This window comes from Proteiniborus sp. MB09-C3 (assembly GCF_030263895.1).
Taxonomy (GTDB): domain Bacteria; phylum Bacillota; class Clostridia; order Tissierellales; family Proteiniboraceae; genus Proteiniborus.
The window spans coordinates 1,201,479-1,221,482 of record NZ_CP127161.1 but is presented as its reverse complement, the minus strand read 5'-3'; the positions used below and the strand labels follow the sequence as shown (position 1 = coordinate 1,221,482).

22 protein-coding genes are annotated in these 20,004 nt (G+C 31.8%); all 22 read right to left on the bottom strand.

Annotation, left to right across the window (positions count from 1 at the left end):
• Positions 1–25 precede the first annotated feature (25 nt).
• The 22 genes from istB to QO263_RS05770 all read right to left on the bottom strand — a co-directional run bounded on the left by istB (position 26) and on the right by QO263_RS05770 (position 19,992).
• Positions 26–769 (bottom strand): IS21-like element helper ATPase IstB, encoded by a 744-nt coding sequence (gene istB, locus QO263_RS05875; RefSeq protein ID WP_285622950.1) that lies wholly within the window; start codon positions 767–769, stop codon positions 26–28.
• A gap of 58 nt (positions 770–827) precedes the next feature.
• On the bottom strand, positions 828–2,318 hold the full coding sequence (istA, locus tag QO263_RS05870) for an IS21 family transposase (RefSeq protein ID WP_285627557.1): 1,491 nt from the start codon (positions 2,316–2,318) through the stop codon (positions 828–830).
• A gap of 146 nt (positions 2,319–2,464) precedes the next feature.
• The gene (locus tag QO263_RS05865) at positions 2,465–3,019 is read right to left on the bottom strand and encodes a hypothetical protein (RefSeq protein WP_285627554.1); all 555 of its coding nucleotides are present in this window, start codon (positions 3,017–3,019) and stop codon (positions 2,465–2,467) included.
• Positions 3,003–3,851 carry an ATP-binding protein gene (locus QO263_RS05860; RefSeq protein WP_285627551.1) on the bottom strand — a complete coding sequence of 283 codons (849 nt, stop codon included), beginning with the start codon at positions 3,849–3,851 and terminating at the stop codon, positions 3,003–3,005. Before QO263_RS05860 ends, QO263_RS05865 begins: the two co-directional genes overlap by 17 nt.
• The gene (locus QO263_RS05855) at positions 3,832–5,895 is read right to left on the bottom strand and encodes a TnsB C-terminal domain-containing protein (protein ID WP_285627548.1); all 2,064 of its coding nucleotides are present in this window, start codon (positions 5,893–5,895) and stop codon (positions 3,832–3,834) included. Before QO263_RS05855 ends, QO263_RS05860 begins: the two co-directional genes overlap by 20 nt.
• Positions 5,879–6,370 (bottom strand): TnsA endonuclease C-terminal domain-containing protein, encoded by a 492-nt coding sequence (locus tag QO263_RS05850; protein WP_285629218.1) that lies wholly within the window; start codon positions 6,368–6,370, stop codon positions 5,879–5,881. The genes QO263_RS05855 and QO263_RS05850 overlap by 17 nt, the downstream gene beginning before the upstream one ends.
• A gap of 30 nt (positions 6,371–6,400) precedes the next feature.
• Entirely contained in the window at positions 6,401–6,700 is a 300-nt protein-coding gene (locus QO263_RS05845; RefSeq protein WP_285627545.1) for a PDDEXK family nuclease, read from the bottom strand.
• Between the two features lie 834 nt (positions 6,701–7,534).
• Positions 7,535–8,149, bottom strand: a complete 615-nt coding sequence (locus tag QO263_RS05840) for a BglII/BstYI family type II restriction endonuclease (RefSeq protein WP_285627542.1) — start codon at positions 8,147–8,149, stop codon at positions 7,535–7,537.
• Positions 8,127–9,053, bottom strand: coding sequence for a DNA-methyltransferase (locus tag QO263_RS05835; RefSeq protein ID WP_285627539.1), 927 nt, complete (start codon positions 9,051–9,053; stop codon positions 8,127–8,129). Before QO263_RS05835 ends, QO263_RS05840 begins: the two co-directional genes overlap by 23 nt.
• A gap of 115 nt (positions 9,054–9,168) precedes the next feature.
• Positions 9,169–9,549 (bottom strand): DUF3846 domain-containing protein, encoded by a 381-nt coding sequence (locus QO263_RS05830; protein ID WP_285627536.1) that lies wholly within the window; start codon positions 9,547–9,549, stop codon positions 9,169–9,171.
• A 22-nt stretch (positions 9,550–9,571) separates the two neighbouring features.
• Positions 9,572–9,925 (bottom strand): hypothetical protein, encoded by a 354-nt coding sequence (locus QO263_RS05825; RefSeq protein ID WP_285627533.1) that lies wholly within the window; start codon positions 9,923–9,925, stop codon positions 9,572–9,574.
• Between the two features lie 423 nt (positions 9,926–10,348).
• A complete protein-coding gene (locus tag QO263_RS05820; protein WP_285627530.1) occupies positions 10,349–11,671 on the bottom strand; it encodes a tyrosine-type recombinase/integrase in 1,323 nt (440 codons plus the stop codon).
• 333 nt (positions 11,672–12,004) lie between these two features.
• Positions 12,005–12,283: a helix-turn-helix domain-containing protein gene (locus QO263_RS05815; protein WP_285627528.1), complete on the bottom strand. Its 279-nt coding sequence runs from the start codon at positions 12,281–12,283 to the stop codon at positions 12,005–12,007.
• A gap of 334 nt (positions 12,284–12,617) precedes the next feature.
• Positions 12,618–12,764 (bottom strand): anaerobic ribonucleoside-triphosphate reductase, encoded by a 147-nt coding sequence (gene nrdD, locus QO263_RS05810; RefSeq protein WP_285627526.1) that lies wholly within the window; start codon positions 12,762–12,764, stop codon positions 12,618–12,620.
• Positions 12,765–12,895: 131 nt separating this feature from the next.
• Positions 12,896–13,603: an N-acetylmuramoyl-L-alanine amidase gene (locus QO263_RS05805; protein ID WP_285627524.1), complete on the bottom strand. Its 708-nt coding sequence runs from the start codon at positions 13,601–13,603 to the stop codon at positions 12,896–12,898.
• 175 nt (positions 13,604–13,778) lie between these two features.
• Positions 13,779–14,006, bottom strand: a complete 228-nt coding sequence (locus QO263_RS05800) for a hypothetical protein (protein WP_285627522.1) — start codon at positions 14,004–14,006, stop codon at positions 13,779–13,781.
• A gap of 22 nt (positions 14,007–14,028) precedes the next feature.
• Complete coding sequence (locus QO263_RS05795) at positions 14,029–14,415, bottom strand: hypothetical protein (protein WP_285627519.1); 387 nt, start codon at positions 14,413–14,415, stop codon at positions 14,029–14,031.
• Between the two features lie 17 nt (positions 14,416–14,432).
• Positions 14,433–14,816, bottom strand: a complete 384-nt coding sequence (locus QO263_RS05790; RefSeq protein WP_285627516.1) for a hypothetical protein — start codon at positions 14,814–14,816, stop codon at positions 14,433–14,435.
• Between the two features lie 90 nt (positions 14,817–14,906).
• Complete coding sequence (locus QO263_RS05785; RefSeq protein ID WP_285627514.1) at positions 14,907–15,230, bottom strand: hypothetical protein; 324 nt, start codon at positions 15,228–15,230, stop codon at positions 14,907–14,909.
• A 133-nt stretch (positions 15,231–15,363) separates the two neighbouring features.
• Positions 15,364–15,744, bottom strand: a complete 381-nt coding sequence (locus QO263_RS05780) for a hypothetical protein (protein WP_285627511.1) — start codon at positions 15,742–15,744, stop codon at positions 15,364–15,366.
• A gap of 286 nt (positions 15,745–16,030) precedes the next feature.
• Positions 16,031–17,611: a hypothetical protein gene (locus tag QO263_RS05775; protein ID WP_285627508.1), complete on the bottom strand. Its 1,581-nt coding sequence runs from the start codon at positions 17,609–17,611 to the stop codon at positions 16,031–16,033.
• 2 nt (positions 17,612–17,613) lie between these two features.
• Positions 17,614–19,992, bottom strand: coding sequence for a hypothetical protein (locus QO263_RS05770; RefSeq protein WP_285627505.1), 2,379 nt, complete (start codon positions 19,990–19,992; stop codon positions 17,614–17,616).
• Positions 19,993–20,004 lie beyond the last annotated feature (12 nt).

Below are 20,004 nucleotides of genomic sequence, written 5' to 3'. Positions count from 1 at the left end.
TACTGAATTTTTCCCAGTTTGAACATTAGAATAATGACTTTCTGTGTTCTAGTCTATAGCTCTTGCCAGACATGCTAAAAAGCTCACATCTGTATGTAATTCTGTCTAATACTGCTGTTGTTAAAGCAGGATCTCCTAATAGCTCTGTCCAATCTTCTAAGCCTTTATTAGATGTGATAATAATTGAAGCCTGTTCATGAAGTGCCGATACTAACTGAAAAAATAGATTTGCTTCTTCTCTTGTTATTGGAAGGTAACCTAGTTCGTCTATTATTACAAGGCTTGAAGATAGTATTCTATTCATTTTTCCTTTGCTCTTTCTTGATATTTCGTGTGTTTTTAGTACGTGCATCAGGTTATCCATTGTTACAAAGCTAACCTTATACCCTAATTCTACTGCTTTATATCCTAATGAAATTGATAGATGCGTCTTTCCTACACCTGGAGGGCCTAGGAAGATAAGATTATACATCCTATCTATCCACTCCATTTCTAATAGCCTATTTATCTGTTTCTTTGTTATAGATTTTTGAAAATCTAAGTCAAAGTCTTCTATTTTCTTTATTACCGGAAATCCTGCATTCTTTAATCTTCTTTCTTGTGCTTTTTTATCTCTTATTTCTATTTCATTTTCAAGTATTTTTATTAATATATCTTGATATGAGTAATCGTTTAAATCAGCTTCCTCAATAATTTTATCTGCGTTAATTCTTAAGTAATTCAGGCTAAGTTCTTTTGCATGTTCTTTAATTTGCTCTAGTTTATCCATGTCTTTTTATCTCCCTTCAAAGCATTTATATATTCATCAATGTTTCTGATCTCTGGTTTTACATCTTGGTACTTTGAAGAGATGGATAGATTTGCTTTATCATATTTCTTTTCTGAACCTGTTTCTTTTTTATACTCAAATATTCTAGTGTATCTTTAAACATTCCTGCACTAAATAGCTTTCGTTTTACACAGTATTCTACTGCTTGTCCTACTAGCTTTTCGTCATAATCCTTTACTACTGATATTATTAATCCAAACTGATCTCTACAATATCTCTCTTTTTCTTTTCGTATGTTATCTAATAGCTCTTTTGCTTCATCTGTCATTCCAAGAGCTTTAAAGGCTTTATCATACATTTGATCTTTGGTTTTCTTTTTTTCTCTTTCTGGATGATATATTTGAATTAGCTTGCCCTTTTGATTACTGATACTGTGAGTTGCAATAACTAATTCAGTATCTAAATCAACTATACTCATTTTATTATCTTTTATTATTAGCCTAACTTCTTTACCTGGTCTATATGTACCTTTTGGAACCTGATATCTATTCTGTTTGTATGATATGGTATTGTTTTTTCTGACAGAATAGGTTAAACTATCATTAAGTTGAATATTTTCAAACAGGCTAGGTACTTTCTGTAAGTGTTCCTTTTCCAGAGTAAACACTTCTTTAGGTACCTTTCTTGTTATTTCATGTACTTTAGCATTACCAGTTCTATCTAACCATTTAAATGAGTCTTCATTTAGTAAATCAATATCTATAAAGGCTCTATGCTTTGCAAAGTTATATTTTGCATATTTGACTACTGCTTCTATTTTTCCTTTGCTTTCTGGGTCAAAAGCTCTGCATAGCCTAGTCTTAAATTTCATGCTACTTATGTAGTTTTGAAACATTTCAGTGAAGATAATATCTCCATGGTTTTCTGATACTGCCAAAATCCTATCTTGGTCATATACTATTTCTTTTGGCATGCCTCCAAAGTATTCGAAAGCTTTATTATGAGCTTCTATGAATGATAGGGTATTAAAAGGCTTGTCTCTCCACCATAGAAATTTATATCTTGAATGAGAAAGTACCATTGCAAAACAATATGCTTTAATTTTTGAGCCATCACGCTTGGATAACCAAGTTTGACCTAAATCTACTTGTGCTTGATATCCCATTGGAAGCTCTGGAATCTCCTCGTACTGCCTTGCACAAGGAACTTTAGGCAGTCCATGTTTTTCTCTTAAATCTTTTACATAAAGTCTTAATGTTCTATCACTAAAATCCACTTCACCATACCTTTCTCTAAGCCAATCAAATATTTGAGCAGTTGAAATATCTCTAAATTCCTTTATCCAAGATAATATTAGCTCCATATATTTATCAACCTTTTTACTTCTACTCTTAGCATCCTCCTTTAGTTCTGCATATTCTTCATAAGACATGTTCCAGTATTTATCTACTGTTTTGTAGTTAATATTAAGAAATCTACTTACTTGAGACTTATTGAATCCTTTTAATTTATACTGCTTAATTTCAGCAAACATATTCCATCCCTTCAAGCTGTATTCCTCCCCTGATAAAACTTATCTTTAATTTTATCAGAAGATAAGGTATTATTGTATTAAGTTGGAAAATATTCTCCGTTTTTGTTTGCCAAAATTTCTCCCTTTTATTATACCAGTCACAGGTGTAGGAAAGAATGTCATCATACAACCTCAAACCCTTTAATTAATCCGTAATTTTTTAATATCACATAGGTAGTTAATCCTTCTCCTGCATCATTTTGTACAATAACTCTAATATCATTTTCTTCACTTGGAGGTATCTTCTTTGTTTTAATTTTTACTGGCTTTTCATCACTCTCTACTACAGATGGTTTATTAATAGTAGGTATTACAAACTTATCTTTATGCGACTCCTCATAATTCAAATCAATATTTCCAGTGTATATGTCAGGATATTTTGCTATCTCCCTTACATTCCCTGTACGAAGTGCATTTAACATTGGCTTTACTAACCTTAAACTTTCATTAGCCACTTGTTTTATTAATTCAGGAGTAAGAGCCTCTTTCCCACTTGAAATTGCCTTTGTTTGAGCAAGGTCATAAAGTTTCACTGTTATATCAATAATTCCTTGGGATTGATCATATAGAGTATCTGTCAGTTCGTCTGTCAATACAGTAGGTTTTTTAGTCCATTGATAGCCCCATATTACGTTTATAAGTAATCTGAAGTTCATATCATTATCTAAACCTTTCAAATACTAAATCTCCTTGCCCTGAGCCCCTCCTAGCCTGTCTAAACTTTCCTTGTAATACCCCCATAGCCTCAGGAGTCCCGATTAACAATACTGGCAATCCTATAGTATTGACTAAGTTAACAAAAAAGTTCAACATCCTATCGGCTTCTCCGGATTTGGATTTACTAAGGTTTTGTATCTCATCAATTACTAAAAGTCCCAATGAAATATTTTTAGCAATATTAGTCATAGCGACAAGCATATTATCAACTGAAAGTTTACCGCTGCCAAATCTTGAATAGTAGTCAGTTCCTAATACTTCGTCAACCTTATTAAAGAATGATAAACATAAGCCTTTAATACTTCCATCGTAAGAGCATTCTAGTCTTAAGAAAACTACCTGATATCTTGAAAGTTCTCTATCTTTATATTTGCTATGGACAATAACTTGTGGATACCTTGTTAATATCCTATTTACAACAGTGGTTTTCCCCATACCTGAGACTCCTAAAAGTGTGAAAGAGCCTGCAGTGCTACGATAATGGTTTGAAACATAGGCTTTATCCAATATATTTCTTCCTATATATCCTTGCCTTAAAACTCTACTAATTCTGCTTTCCAAATCTAAATGTATCATTAGAGGCTGAAAAACATCATATAGACGGCCAACAAGATGAGTTCTATATTGACTATCTAATTGTCTTTCCTCTTTATCATAGGGAGGAAAATATGCTAACTTTGATACTATTTCATTTGACGATGTAATCTCAGGTAATGCTTCTATAAATGGATTACCTTTATATTCTGAAATAATCTGTTCCTTATATTCTGCATTATGTATCAAATCCTGCACGGTCTTTCCCCTCCTTCTGCACTTTTAACAGTAATTCAACCATATCTTGCTCTGTATCACCATAAGACTTTTCTTCAACTACTATCTTAGTCTCTTCTGGTCTTATTTCGATAATATTTTGTTTCCTCTCCTGTTGCTTCTCAAAATTACGATTATCTCTAATATTTTGAATACGCCTCTTTTTACTTATACCTTCTTCAACTTCATTTTTAGTATCATCTTTTGCCTGCTCTATAATATTCTCTATATCTTCTAATAGATTAATCTTATTTTGCAGTTCTATCTTCTTTGAGGCTTTAGCCTGCATCTTTTCATATTCTAGTAGATAGGTTATTTCTTCGATAGATTTTTCCCTATATCTTGACTGATGTTCTAGTAAAAAACACTTATCGAACTTTCTACCATCTTCGTACTTAATATAAATATAACTCATATCTCGTGGATCATATGATATGTCAACTTTCCAAGCCCCATTGTTTCTAGCCTTCTCAAACCATCGTTCTTTTACTGAAATTTTAGAACCAAAGAGCATACCTTTAAATTTTATCCCGTGCTGCGTTACAGTTGCTTTGTCATTTGGTAGTAGATTTAGTTTCAATAAATCTTCATTGACTGTTCTTAACCGTCCTGTTCGATTAGCAATGCCCCACTCCCAGATTAACTTGGGTATGGGCTCCACTCCGTCTGCAATCATATCTTCACTTCTGGTATAATTTTTTAAATAGTGATGATTGTTATGATACAATACACATTTAATTATAATTTGAGTAAACTGTTTCAAATCAAGAGTTGCTGAGAGTCTATAATCTTGTTCTCCTCTTTCACGGTATTGGCTTTTGATTGCTCCGGGTAAAAATGGCTTAGTATGTTGGTTTAGTGTATCAAAATACCTTTCGATAATTCCTTTCATATCGCCTCTATATGGGCTAGTATTTAGGACCCTTATTCCAAATGCTGATATTAAGGACTCTATATTTTCACCTTCCAATTCTCCTCTATCTGCCACAATTGCTTCAGGTAAGGTACTACAATAATTCCACTCATCATTATTAATCTCTATATTGTACTTCCTGCAAAATGACACTTTATCAGTAGCAGCATTAATTAAGGCGATACTTGCTCCAATCCAACTTGGTCCTTCCAAAGATATATTAATTCCTACTACACAACGTGAAAATACATCCATAACAGTATATATAACTGGTCTTCCTATAATCCAATTTCCATTATATTGGGACACTAAATACACATCCCCCACAGTTGCATCTATTTGAAATATTGCTCCCGGACCAAAGGCTTCTTCAGTAGCAGATCCTGTAAGTCCCCTATGTTGTAATTCATATCGCTTTGCACTTTGTCTAGTCGATACTTCCTTTTTGATATTTCTTTCCTTATTAAACCAATATCTAAATTGTCTTAGGGTAGGAATTTCATCATTTACTATTCCATTTTCACTAAAGTATTCCTTAATCATAAGTTCATAGGTTAATGTCAATGTCTTCTGTGATGAATTATAATAAAATCTATTAAGAGCAGCATTGAAAATTTTTACCGTTTCTGGGGTAATAATAAAAGTATTATTGATTACTTTATCACCTTGTGTCTTCCCACATTTATAATAGTCAGGTAGTAAGGAGTTTTTATGCATACCTCTCTGCCAAAACCGCTTTAGATATCTCATAACTGTTGCTTCGTGGATATTATCAACATATTCTCTGACAAGTTTAACTCTCTTATCAGAGATGTATATATCAGGCTCAAATATAACAATATTTTTAATGGCATTATAAGCCTTATCTCTTATGGCTTTATGTTTAGGGAGAATATCCTCTTCATCTTTGATTATCATATATGGTTCATTTTCCAAAACAAGTATTGTCCCATCATTCAACCCATTCCGAATAAAGGATTCTGGAACTGCAGTAGGCATTGAATTATCGTAAATATCAATTAGGTAAATAATATCCTTGTAACGGTATAGAATTCGTTCATATCTTTTACCCTGACTTGTTTCAAATAAAATCACACTATTGATTCGAAGCATATCTTGCACCCCAATCAATAACTATTTTTGGATTACTTTTTGTTATATCTATTGATTCATTCATTTCAATAGTTATAAATTTAGATGCTAGAAGGTATTTAAATATGTATAGTCCTGTGCCATCTGATACATTATTTTCTTTATCAAAATCTGAAGTTATTTTCCTTATTGAATAATTACTGTCTCTAAATTTATTAATTAGAATGGTACAATAATTCTCCAATAAACTTTTTGTTAAACCTCTTTCTTCAAAAGTATATAAACTTTGATGTACCCACTCTATATTTTTTACCATTTTAATTGGTATTTCTTTTTGAGTAATTATTCCAAAATCAATTTCTTTTGCTGTCCAGTATCGCCTTTCTATTTCCAATCTTTCTAATACAGACTTTTTCTCTAACTCACTTGATGATTTTACTGTCCTTGCAACATATTTATGATTTCTTAAAGTAAGTATAAATGTAGTAGTAAGGATATATGGAGGCTCTTCATTAGTAAAAAAATCTTATTTAAGGTCTTTATCCTCTTTCACTACCTCTACTAAATCTAAAAGTGGATAATGCTCTCTAATATCTAATACTTCATCATTCCATTCAAACATATAAAAACATCTCGTTTGTATATCTGAAAAGAAATGATGTATTCTATTTGTCTTCCAGCCTTTTACACGTGATACTCTGCCTTTTGACGGAAAGTCTTGTATTGAAAGCCAAGGCCTATACGAGGATAACTCACCACCACCACGATTTTCAGACAAAAACCTTTTATACTTAGCCACAGTCCAAGTAGTATCTCTTTTTGCCATATAAATCTTCCTTTCTTTCATACTTCTTGGATGTGATGTTAACGCAGAACATAAAAGTTTTCAATATATAGTATTTATTAAATTTTAACTAGTTCAATTAATTTTTCTAAATACAAAAGAACAGGTATTGGAATATTTCTTCAGAATCTTACTTTATTTTTATGCTTTTTATTTTTTCTACTATGTCCAGTTACACGCGAGTTTGCTCATCCACTGACAATGTTTGCTCGGCTGGTAAGCGAGTGGTTGCAAGCCCTATCGCCCATAAGTTACTTTAAGTGACAAAGTTTGTTCGTGGGTTGCATTTACTTAAAAAATAGAAAAAAAGAGATAAAAAATGAGAAAATGACAAGCGAGTTTGCTCATGAGCAGTGAAGAATGACAAAGTTTGCTCGTGGAAAAATAGGAACAATTATATGAGATGTAAGTGCGATATGCATAGGGGGGTATTTATTTATATTTTTATATATATTGATTTTACTAGGCTGCGGGGAAATAGGGTTTTGGGATTTCGGAAATGTTTGAGGCGGGAGGATCTGGTTTTACACAACTAAAAAACGCCAGGCTGGTTTCCCAGTCTGACGCTCTGTATCTTTCGTGAACAATCTTTGTAATTGTAAACATACTTTTGTGTATGTCGACACTTTTCTATCTCTTTGAGAACTGTGGTATCAAATTATTTTTTCATTAATATAACTTCTACAAACCAGCCATATCAATGCTTTCAACACTTCTCAATTTCTTAATTTTTTTCTACACACTTTAAAAATGTGAGATCTATGGGTAGTTTTTCAAAAATCCTTATTTTTAACTCCAAATGTTCATATTTATTTCTCAAGGTTCTATACCTATAAGTATAATTGGCACTGATGGATTTGACCTACCCTCACGAACTATATTCATTAGCTCGTTCTCGTACCAAGCTACACCTGTAGACATTTGACTCATAAGATTATGATTTGGTATTATTTCAATTCCTACGTCTATATCTCCTATACCATAGAAGAAAGTATGCTTTACGTGTAAGTCATATTGAACTGAAAAGTACTTACCAAATTGTATCTCGATTGCTACTCTATCCTTAACGAAGTCAATTTGATTATATGTATTGAAACTTCTAAACCCATTCTCTTCTATAATCTTTCTTTGCTCGTTTCTATCTAAAATGTTGGCAATCTGTCTTGTAGTATCTAAATCCTCGTTTACACAATATGGTACTCTGACCTCTTCCCAATCTCTCTGTTTAAACTCTGCTTTGAATAACTTATTTAAACCAGATGGACTATATAACTTTCTGCCTACCATAGTTTTCTCTTTGCTTATCTTATCCATAACTAAAGAAGCATCAACAGCCTCTATTGCCTGTTTTATTTCTTCCCATAATTGAGGCTTGTGTACCATTAAAAACTCAAGTCCATTCAAATGACTATATACCTGTGCTATTTTCATCCTTCCACTCCTCTGGTATCTGAGCAACCTTATCCGTCGGTTTCGGCTTATGAATTTCTTTATATATAGGTCTAGTCTTTAAGGTGCCTTGTTTTAATTGGTCTATTCTGGATAAACCAGTGTCAATGTATTTCTGCTCAAGTTCTGTTCCATATGCAACTCTGTTATTCTTCAATGCTCCAAGTAATGTAGAACCAACACCTGCAAAGGGGTCATATACTATGTCATTCTCATTTGTCATTGCTAAAACACAACGCTCTACAAGTTCTATTGGAAATTGACAAGGGTGATCCACTTTCTCTACATGGTTAGCCTTAACATTTGGTATATTCCAAACTAACTTCTCCCAGTCATCATATAATCTATCTAATGTCATTTCCCATACGTCCTCAGGGTTCTTTCCTTTTGGATTTCCACTAACTTGTCCTTTTTTATCTCCTTTGTAATATCTCTTACCTGGGTATTTAGCTGGAACTCTTACGTCATCTAAGTTAAACGTGTAGTCATCACTCTTAGTAAACCATAGTATTGTTTCATATCTTCCGCTAAACCTATTAGTGCAATGTAGTCCATGACCAAAATGCCAGATGATTCTATTCCTTAATTTCAAGCCATGTTTCTTAAACATCATGTAGAAGTATATATCTAATGGGAACACTTCTCCGTTATCTACGTAATTTCCTACTTGCCAGCATATACTACCATCTTCTCTGAGTATTCTAACAAATTCAGCTATCATTGGTTCCATATTTGATATATATTCTTCTATACTTGTTTTCGTTTCATATTCTTTTCCTATATTATATGGTGGTGATGTTATAATCAATTTAACAGAGTTATCCTCTAATTTTTTACTAAATTCTAAAGCGTCTTCACATTCATATCTAAAGTCTAATAATTCCATTTTATCAGTCTCCTTCGTCAACGTATAATTTTATCACAACTAAACAATTATTTCAATCTTTAATTTTCTAAACACAAAGACAGCAACTGATATAGCTGCTGTCTTCACGTTTAAATTATATATGCTCTGTATCACATTTGAATGATAATAACACTCCATTGACTACCATAAATTTCTCTGACTCGTAAAACATTTTTAAATACTTGCTGGCTAATTCATCTGTTAAGCTTTCAAAATCTTCACTATCTGGTCTTGCTAAACATATGAAGAATGTTCCTACTATTATATCGTATAATTCTCCATTGTTATATGTTAACCCTCTGTTTGGTTCTAAACCCATCAATTTTCCTTCATCGTTACTTATTATAGCAACTGGATCATTAAATGGACGTGTCATTTCTATACTACCACCTACTATGCCTTGCATATCTTCAAGTCTTGAACCAATCTCTCTAATCTCTGCATTCTTATTTGGTTCTATATAAACTACTTTCATTCTAATCTCCTCCTAATGATTATTATTTCAAGCCTTGTTTCTTTAGTATCTTACTAATTGTATTTTCACTAACACCAATAGCTCTATGAATTGAAGCAATTGAATCACCTTTACTGTATTGCTCAACCATATATTTCACCTTATGCTCTGGTACTCTATTATTGTAACCACGCATTGTTTTAGGCTTGTCTGATGAATTCTTATGGTTCAACTTCTTTTCTAATTCAACATTTTCTTCTTTTAATTGCTTAATCTCCATATCCTTTAATGTTATCTGGTTCTCTAACTCTGTTATCCTTTCTTTTAAAGTTTCCTCGTAACTCTTTTCACAATTTTCTCCCTCAATATACTTTAATAGTTTAGTTAAGTCATCCATAGTTTCTTCCTCCTAATAATTGATTTATTTAATAATAAAAACTATGTCTGTTTATTAGCCGATTTTCATTTACCATTGTTTAGCTTTTTCCACAATATTGTTTTGTTCTATTATATATAGGTAACAATTAAACAACACTTGATTACTAAATGTACATTCATTACTACCATAGTCTACAGTTTTCACCAATATTGTTTCGTCCTATTAGTTACTCCTATATCTACCATCAATACCATAGTTCATAGTTTTCACTAATATTGTTCTGTCCTATTAGGTCTTGATATTTCTCATTACATAGATTGTATATAGTCTTCACCAATATTGTTTCGTTCTGTTCGTACTTGCAATTCCTTCCTATTATATATGTACACAATGAACACCAATATTGACTTGTCCTATTAGTGTTCATGTGTACCTTGTAAACTATAGTCTTTCTTCTAATAAACCACTTGAGTTATCTTCCTTACCATAGTTCTTAACCATTTCATCTATTGTATTGAACTTGTTAGCTGCATCCACTTTTGACGAATCATAACTTGCCACATAATAGTCCTTAGTTACAGAAGTATCACTATGTCCAGCTAATTCAGATACAGTTACTAAATCTACCCCACTATTTGCAAGATAGGTTATATTTGTACTCCTAAGTTTATGAAATGGTATCTCCCTTAAGCCTTTCCTTTTAATATACCGTTTAAATTCACTACTGATATTATCTGGATTTAATAAATCACCTGCTTTGTATTTCTGTGTATCACTCATTTTCATAAATAACAAATCAGTCTTCGGTATTTTTCCATCTGATAGTTCAAACAATTTATCAAGCTCTACATAGTATCTCTCTATCATCTCAACTAAACTGTCATTGATAAATACTGTGTTCTTATCCTGTGTCTTTAATCCTTCTTCTAAATATGTTCCTTTACCTGGTGTATACACTACCTGCCTACTAAATGTAATATACTTATCTGTTAGATTAATATCACCTCTTCTCAATGCTGCAATTGCTCCACGTCTTGACCCAGTTTTAATTGCAATGTTTATTACCAATTGATTTTTCAATGCTGTTATTATTTTTTTCTGTACCGTGAATGGTTTAAAATTAGTCTGTTCCTTCATTAGCTCTGTCCTAGCTAACTCTAATTGAGTATCCCTTTTGATTAAACTTAGCAACTCCGTTATTTCTTCAGGTCTATAATATATTTTCTCCCTCTTTGGTACTTTAGGCATTTCTATCTTTCTACAGGGGTTCTTATCTATGAATTCCCATATTTCAGCTTTATTCATCATGTAAGCAAACAGCTTATATATCTCTGATATTGTACTCTTAGCAAATGGTTCTTTCTTATTTTTATTTACTCTTGCCTCTGGTGTACATAGAAACTGTTTAAACTTTTCTACCTCAAAAGGTGTAATTGAGTTTGCTATACGTCCTTTCCAATATGGAAGTATATAGTTATCTAATAGGTCTTGATATTTCTGTCTAGTCTTCTCTTTTATTGGGTCATCTCCCCTTGTTTTAATGTTCATGTATTCCTGTGCTAAGTCAGCTACCAGTAAACCCTCTTTATCAGCCTTTGTTTCTCCATCTACACTACCTGTTTCTCTAAATCTAACTTCCATGACTGCTGCTTTTAGTTTTGCATCTTTCTCATCCTTTGCCTCGAATACCTTAGTAGCTCTGTTTCCTTTATGATAAAAGGAAGCTCTGTAACTCTTTCCACCTCTGTGTTCTATACTTGCCATTGTTTATATCCTCCTTATTTGTTTTAAACTTCCTACAACTAGGTGTGGGATTGTAACTGAGAAATTACACATTTTCAATAGAAACCTATAAATATTTCTTTCTTTTTTCACTTTACAAAAACACCCAACCCACAGAATTTGTTTTAAACCACTTTTACACCCCTACCCATACTTCCATACCAATTCAACCTTAAAATCCCTGGAAACACCCTTTAAATTGCTCTGGTGCTATTTTGGCTACACCCCCTTCCAATCACCACATCCCAACATATTTTATTTCCATATTCTACTATTTTATTTAGTTTTCAAGGTTCTATAATGCTTAGATGTTCATTACCTCCAGTTCCTTCGTTCCTGCTTTTCTAACCACTCAATCAATGCCTTCTGAGTGAAATATATCTTTCCTTGGGGTTTGTTTCCGTATCTTAGATGTGGTATTTCCCTTTTCCTACACATATCTTTTACCTTGTATTCTGAACATCCTAAGAAAACTGCTGTCTGTATAACGTCCATTGTATATGGGGTTACAGTGTAAACATCTTCTGAGCCACAATTCCCACAGACCATTCCATTCACTACTTCTGCTTTGTTTCCATACTTGTTTGTTAACATAAAAATAACCTCCTGTGTTTTTCTTTACAGGAAGTTATCTAAAGGAGATCTTTTCATGGATCTACGTATTCAATTTATAGGATCTGTTAGACTAATTCAATTCTCGGTGTCCTTCTTCTTAAAACAATATACCAATAGGATCTAACCATTTATTTTTATATTTTATCTAATTAACTCTATTTCTCTGAGGCTCTAATCATAATACTATATTAGATCTATTAGCAGTCATTTTTGTGAAATTATATGATTATGTGTGTTTTAGTATAATGTATATTTAACGTTTATATAGATGTAAAAATACCCACCAACAGTATGTCAGTGGGTATTGAATGTATTAAGTATGTTTAACTCTATCTTTTTCTTCTGCTGATTTAGCTGAATTCCATCTATTCATGCCTCCAACTAAATAACCTGTGATTCTTCTTATTCTTTCAAATGGTACATTTTTCCCTCTAATTGTTTCACTTACATATTTCACCATATAAACACCTCTCTCTCTATAATTGCAAACCAGAAACCCACTGAAATCAACCCTTTAGACTGTACTATTCGTACGATTATCTCATTATACTATTGAGTTATACCAATCACATATACTATCAGGATATACTTTTAAGAGTACACTATATAAGTACTATATCCTTTAGCCTTTAGTTCTGCTGCTAATTTCTCTGCATTTGCTTTATTACTAAAAGCACCAACTTGTACTCTATAGTATTTTGGTTTTTCAGTTTCTGTTGGCTTAACTTCTAATAGTTTTTTAACATCTGCTCTAAATGTGTCCATTGACTTACCATGTCTTGGGAACCAATGCATCACATCAGCGTGATTAGAAGCAATTCCTTGTTTATGCCCCTCACTATGACATATGATATCTTTCTCTGTTAGCTTATACATCTTACAAAGGTATACACATAGTTCTACAGCCTCTAAATAAACCTTGTCAAAGTATGTTTTATCATTTAGTCCGTCTTCACATATCTCAAAACCAATGTAACCTAATCTATTAGCTGATCCTTTACTTCCACTTCCACTGTGCCAACCTACTATATCCCAAGGCAATGTTTGATATGTAGCAATGTTACCATTATCTAATTTCCCTATGAAAGCATGAACACAAACCTGTCTACCACTTGGTCTATATTGGTTCCAATGGTTATTATATTTGTTTACTCCAAGCTCTCCATCATCAGGTCCTACATATCTTTTAAGACTTGGATTGTTAGCACCTGTACTGTGTACCATTATTCCTTTAGGTGTCATCTTTTCATTTCTTATATAGCATTCATTATTTTTCAAGAATAACTGCTTTAGTTTCATAACAAAACCTCCTATGAATAAATTTTTATTTATATTCACTAGGAGGCTTTATTCTAAGCTATTAAGCCGATTTTGGTAGGATTCGTAAACCTCTATTAGACCGATTTTAGTAGGATTCGTAAACCTCTATTAGACCGATTTTAGTAGGATTCGTAAACCTCTATTAACATATAACTTATTTACTGCTTAATGTAACCATCTTCCAATTATTAAGCTTATCATAAATATTACAAGTATATTTATTTTCTTTTTCATCGTATGATAAGTAATCTGCTAATTCATTATCAGTACCAACTTCACCCACTCTAATACTCTGACAACAACCACAACTTGAAATATACATTCCATGTTTATTAGTTAATTCCTCTAGCTCTTTTAGAAACACCTTAACTTTTTCTTCCATTGTATTATCCTCCTATATTGTTTTATATTAACATTGCTGCATATCTTAATATGTCTGACGCTTTAGCTAAATTATATAAATCTTCACCAGTACATCCGTATGGTCTTAAATCACTAATTACTAACTCAACATCCGATATATCTCTTAATTTACCTGTCTTCAAATCTAAATATTTTGTACCTTCATTAGTTTCGAATGAAGCTAAATAAAGTATGTTATCTACTTTAAAATTATGGCCTGTCATATTAGCCATTGTTTTTTCATCAATATTAATATTAAAGTCCTCTTTGAGTTCATTACAGTTAAATGATACAACTAAATCATTTAATTCTTTTTCTATATCATATTTTAATGGTATAACAGCCTCTGGTGCTTGATTATCTCCACATATAAACAAGTTTCCATTCATATTAGTTCCCTCCTTAATTACCAATTGTATTGCATACGTAATTCTTTAATAGGTGTGTTATTTATTTTATCAATTTTTTTATAGTCTATTTTAATTTTAATTAAGTTTACTATCATTTCTCTAAATGAACTATCAGGTTCTTTAAAATCACTTAACATTAGTTCTATATCTGTTAGTTCTGTAATTTTACCAGTAGTAGCATCTGCATATTTTGTTTCATACGCCTCTTCATATCTTATAATATTTAGTACGTTATCAACTCTTAATGACATAATAAACTCTGTTAACAAATAATCAGATAGTAATGTATTATTTAAGCACTCCCATATAGTTCTGTCTTCTGATACTAATTTATATAATTCTTCATATCTCATACCAATCATTTCAGTCATATCATTCATATCAGTTTCCTCCTAATTATATAATGTAATAACTCTCTCATTATGTATTACATTAAGAGAGTTATTACATATGAACCTTATTTGTTATTTCTAATAATTATTCATTTCAAGTTCTTTTGCTATATCAGCTGCTAACTGTCTCAAACTATCAGTATTCACAGTAATTATTCCATTGTTGAAATTAAGATTATGTTCAGTTTGATTATTTATATCTCCGCTTTTTATTTCCATATTAAGTTCAATATTATCTTCACCTTTGAACTCGTAATGTATTTTTGTTACTTCTTGTCCACCCGCTATTACTCTACCTGTTTCTTTATTAGTTCTATGCTGCTTTATTGTTATCTCACCTGGTTCCATTACTACTTCTTTAACGTGCTTTAGTTCCTTACCGTTTAATTTAATTGATATCATTTCAATTACCTCCTAAATTTTTATATTTACTTCTATATACATTCAACGTTTATATCCTAGTATAATAAAACCCACTGACTTGTTTACCAAATCAGTGGGTGTTTGTTATTTATGTTCTATTCATTTCATACGATTAATCTGTGTAAGCACCATCATCATGAAGCCTGAAAATTAAAATATCTACGTCATTAAAATTATCATCCATATCATCTTCACTAATTGTTATACTGTATATTTTATATACATTAGTGTTATGATAAATTTCTCCATGTAAAAATACCTCAACAAAGCCATACTTATTTCTTATATCATCATTTTTAATGTTTAGTAGTTTTTCAATGTCTTGTTTAATATCAGCATCTCTATAATATATATTTATAGACCTAACCTCATCTTCTTTTGTAGAATATTTTATTTCATCACCGATAAACTCGATTATCCTTCCGCTATCTTCCAAGTATACGGCATTTACATTCTGTACCATATTTAATTTCATTATATTCTTATTATCCATATGTATTATACACTCCATATAAGTATTTTTCTTATATAAAGTATATCAACTGCTTACTCTTTTTTCAATTGCTATTACCTAAATTTTACCTTTCCTCCATTTACTCACACCTATATTAACTTTTTTCTGGAAGTTGAAAATGCACCCACTGTACCACTGAAAAATAGAAAGGGTATACAGCTAAAAATCACCCACTGTATACCCTCTTAATATAGGTACTTACTACCTAATTTTTTATTAATTTTTTTCAATACCAACTTATAGACACTTTAATTTTATATGTTCTTTATATATCGCTACCATCTGCTTTTATATAGTAACTTACATATAACTTCTGATTATCTGCTTTTGGTATTGGATCATTACCATCATCTCCGAAGCTTAACCAATGCTGATGGTCTTGTACTCTTGAGAGCCAAAGCACGTCTCTTGATACTTCCAAGTTAGTAAAGGCAGAATCATTTGTGTTATCATCATAAATCTTGTAGCTGTTTCTAGATTGATAGTTTCTAGTATATTTATTTCTTAACATCCTGCTTAAACAATATTCAACACCATCTACTACGAAGAAATAACTATTTAATGCCATCCCACTTGTGCCCGTATCGTTATTTGTTCCAACATACATTGTTCCCACAGTAGTTCCAGCTATATCCAATAGGTCTGTACAAATATATGTTAGTCCTGTCATACCATTACTTACAGCGTACTTACCGTTTGATACTTGATTTATAATTAGCCTACATTTATAACCTGCATCATCTGTAATTACCTTTGGTAGATTACCAACAGAATCTATTGTATTACTGTTAATAACCGCATAGTTTGATTTTGCTATTTTAGTCAAACGTGAGTAATAACTTGAATGGTCAGTACTATTTGTAGTTGATACTGTAGCGTATATAAAGTCATTATCTTGATACAGTCCAATAATACTACCATTATAATTATTGTTATATGCTAAAGATACTGTTTTAATTAGTATTGCCTCACCAGTAATATTATCTATTTCCCAAATATCCGCATTTCTATAATCCTTTATACCAACTACAATGTTATCGTAATTAATTATATTAAGATAATTATTTGATAATATTGTATCTATACCAATTGGAACAGCTGTTATGTTTGTAATCTTTTTAGTTACAAAGTTAATCTTATAGTATAAAACACCTGTGTATTCATTGGCTACAAGTATTTCATTTTCACCTGTTACGTTTGGTACATTAGGTGGTAGATGGTTAGTCTGTGTGTTACTTCTTGATATACAAGTCCATGCTCCACCAGCATTAGCTATATCTATTCCATTTACAAGTGCCATCTTATTTATATTTCCAACTGCCTTGTCCTCGTCAAAGAACCAAGTACATATACATCTTGAGTTCATATCACTAATAAACTCTTCAGGCTTATTCTCAAATGTACCAGTCTTATCATTCATAAGTATACCTATTTGAGTATTAGAGTTATCAACAGCTTTATTTGTAGTTCCAATTCCAAGTACCTTTGTATCATCAAATTTACCATTTACATGGTCATATATGTTTAACATTGGTGTACTTGGTACTACATCTGAATCCTCTAAAGGCATATTTAATAGTAGTAATGTATTACAATTAGTTTTCTTCACATCTCTTGTATGACTACCAGTACCAGTTATATTAGTTTGTTTATCAAATCCTGTGTACTGTTTCTTACCAAATAATACTGAATCCAACTCACCAAGTGACATATCTCCCCAAGTACTCATAAGTAATCCTATGTTAGCATTACTTAAGCAGTTTTCGATTACTCCTTCAGATGCGACCGAACCATCTGCATTCTCAAGTCTATACTTATAAACGCCTTTCATTTTAATGTCTCTCATATCTAAATTACCTCCTCTAAAATATAATTATAACCATTTAAAATACTTGCTTTTGACATGGCTACAATTGTTTCAGTTACTATGTTACGTGTATCATATTTATAGCCTGTACTCATTTTTGAAGTGTTTCCATCTAACTCATCATCTGTCACTATTGACCTAAGGTTACTATCATAATTTACATTTAAGTTAACTTCTGAACCAGTAATGTTATATAAGAATTCTTCAAAGTCAATACCTTCCTTATTAAATGTGTACCCACTTGAAACTTTAGCTCTTATCCCAGCAGATAAACATTTAGTTTCTATTGTACTTGTTTTATAATTATAGCCACTTAAAACATTTAACTTAGTTCCAATTAATGTTTGTCCAGTTTCTATTGTTCTAATTATACTTTCAAACCCAGAACTCATTCTTGATGTACTTTTCATAGGCTTATCTGTATTTATTTCTACTAATGTTTTACTATAATCTGTAAATAATTTCAGTTTAGCTCCTTGAGTAATGTATACATCTTCTATTACTTCTTCACCCTCAAAACTATAAGTGTAACCAGACATAACTCTAAGTTTTATCTCTAAATTACTTAGTTTTGTTTCAATGTTTTTTAACATATTATTGTATCCACTAGATAAACTTACTTTTAATTCATCTTCTAAATAATCAGTTTCCACTGTTCTAAGTTCATCAATATAACCACTCGTGATATTAGCTTTATTACCTATTGATACTACCTTGTCTCCTTCTCTTTCAATGACTTCATAATTATAATTATTTAGAAGTCTTAAAACTACACCAGCTGACCTCATAAAACTAAACACAACGTTATTTGCAAGTCTTGATAGATATATACTGTATTTAAAGCCTGTCTTTATAAGTACATACTTGTTAGTTTTTAATACAAGCTCTGCCTCACTTGCCTCATCTTCAGGTAATATTATTGGTATGTGGAAGTATAACTCACCTTCTTCTGGTATCCATACTGGTATTGGAGGAGCACCATTAAACTCTATAAACCCAATCCCTCCACCAGATGGAGAATATACAGCCCCACTACCTGTTATTGACCCACAATCAAAGTCATTATCTGGTTCATATTCACCAACAGAATAGAATACAACACCATTTCCATGTATTATATCATTCCTTGTTAAGTCATCATTACTAAGCTGACTATATTCATTTATAAATCTAATTTCATATTCACCTGCTAATTCTGATATTGCATATTGAATATAACAAGGTGTCGCACTATCTATAGCTGACATTCCACGTCTACCATGTATATTTATTAACCATGAGCTTGTACCCTCTACTGGCTCAATGCTACTTGTTATTGCCCACCCATCCATACGATGAACACCTATAAACGACATTAAACCTAATGTATCCACACGTATTCTTACATGAAAACTCTTATATGGAAAGTTTTCCTCTGCTCTGCTATTTGTCATTATTGGCATAACACCAATTTCACCAGGTGCTGTCTTAACTCTATTTAAAAATATACCAGTGGGTGAAGCTTTAGTTTGAAACTTTTCACCCTCTGTTATTGATGATGCTGGTGGTTCTTCCTCTTCACCTTCTAATAAAATCATACCGCCTATGTTATTAAGTGGAGTTACAAAGAATTCCTCATTAAACCCTTGGTCTCCATGCGTTAATAAAGTAGTATAATCAAAGTCATCATATACTTTAGGGTTTACAAAATTAAAATCTATTGGATTGTTCTTAAGTGAGTAGTCTATCATCCTTACTCTCATATAGAACAATATCTTGTCCTCTGTAAACTCCGTAGTATTCAGTCTTCCTTGACAATAAACCTCACCATTTGTTTGTAAGCTATATAATATATCTGGATTGTCTTCTATATACATACCAACAGTTCCAAAGTCAGCTGGTATTAGTTCAGTTACTCTACACCTGTTATAATCGTATTTAATTCTACAAGTAAACCCATGCCAGTTTATGTTTACATGGTGAACAAATACAGGTAGCATTATATAAGTAACTTGTTCATCTTCCCCAAATATATAATCTCCAATACCAAGTCCTATAGTAGCATCTTTGTCTGAATATATCCTATCCATAGTCATCTTCATATTGAATTCATTGTTCTTATATGCTAATCCTGTAATCATTCCAGATATTAAATTATTTAATTGGTCATCTGTAAAATTAACCTTAATTGGCTTGTTTATTAGTTCTCCAGTGTCATCATACATTGGATTGGTAGTAGAAGTTTCAACCTCCACTTGCTCATCTAATACAGTATTAGTCATTCGTTTATTAGAATTGCTTTCACCATCAAATATCTGTTTTCCACCTGTAATAGCCATACCAAGAAGGAATAATTCATCGTTAGTCATATTTATACTCATGAATTATCACCC

What these genes read in the sequence shown, in the direction of transcription:
- QO263_RS05785 (WP_285627514.1), bottom strand. Translation starts at nt 15,230, where the DNA reads ATGATATCAATTAAATTAAACGGTAAGGAACTAAAGCACGTTAAAGAA.
- QO263_RS05835 (WP_285627539.1), bottom strand. Translation starts at nt 9,053, where the DNA reads ATGGAATTATTAGACTTTAGATATGAATGTGAAGACGCTTTAGAATTT.
- QO263_RS05815 (WP_285627528.1), bottom strand. Translation starts at nt 12,283, where the DNA reads ATGTTAACAAACAAGTATGGAAACAAAGCAGAAGTAGTGAATGGAATG.
- QO263_RS05800 (WP_285627522.1), bottom strand. Translation starts at nt 14,006, where the DNA reads ATGGAAGAAAAAGTTAAGGTGTTTCTAAAAGAGCTAGAGGAATTAACT.
- QO263_RS05840 (WP_285627542.1), bottom strand. Translation starts at nt 8,149, where the DNA reads ATGAAAATAGCACAGGTATATAGTCATTTGAATGGACTTGAGTTTTTA.
- QO263_RS05820 (WP_285627530.1), bottom strand. Translation starts at nt 11,671, where the DNA reads ATGGCAAGTATAGAACACAGAGGTGGAAAGAGTTACAGAGCTTCCTTT.
- QO263_RS05830 (WP_285627536.1), bottom strand. Translation starts at nt 9,549, where the DNA reads ATGAAAGTAGTTTATATAGAACCAAATAAGAATGCAGAGATTAGAGAG.
- QO263_RS05855 (WP_285627548.1), bottom strand. Translation starts at nt 5,895, where the DNA reads ATGCTTCGAATCAATAGTGTGATTTTATTTGAAACAAGTCAGGGTAAA.
- QO263_RS05775 (WP_285627508.1), bottom strand. Translation starts at nt 17,611, where the DNA reads ATGAGAGACATTAAAATGAAAGGCGTTTATAAGTATAGACTTGAGAAT.
- QO263_RS05780 (WP_285627511.1), bottom strand. Translation starts at nt 15,744, where the DNA reads ATGGATAATAAGAATATAATGAAATTAAATATGGTACAGAATGTAAAT.
- QO263_RS05805 (WP_285627524.1), bottom strand. Translation starts at nt 13,603, where the DNA reads ATGAAACTAAAGCAGTTATTCTTGAAAAATAATGAATGCTATATAAGA.
- QO263_RS05790 (WP_285627516.1), bottom strand. Translation starts at nt 14,816, where the DNA reads ATGAATGATATGACTGAAATGATTGGTATGAGATATGAAGAATTATAT.
- QO263_RS05845 (WP_285627545.1), bottom strand. Translation starts at nt 6,700, where the DNA reads ATGGCAAAAAGAGATACTACTTGGACTGTGGCTAAGTATAAAAGGTTT.
- QO263_RS05795 (WP_285627519.1), bottom strand. Translation starts at nt 14,415, where the DNA reads ATGAATGGAAACTTGTTTATATGTGGAGATAATCAAGCACCAGAGGCT.
- QO263_RS05770 (WP_285627505.1), bottom strand. Translation starts at nt 19,992, where the DNA reads ATGAGTATAAATATGACTAACGATGAATTATTCCTTCTTGGTATGGCT.
- istB (WP_285622950.1), bottom strand. Translation starts at nt 769, where the DNA reads ATGGATAAACTAGAGCAAATTAAAGAACATGCAAAAGAACTTAGCCTG.
- nrdD (WP_285627526.1), bottom strand. Translation starts at nt 12,764, where the DNA reads ATGGTGAAATATGTAAGTGAAACAATTAGAGGGAAAAATGTACCATTT.
- QO263_RS05825 (WP_285627533.1), bottom strand. Translation starts at nt 9,925, where the DNA reads ATGGATGACTTAACTAAACTATTAAAGTATATTGAGGGAGAAAATTGT.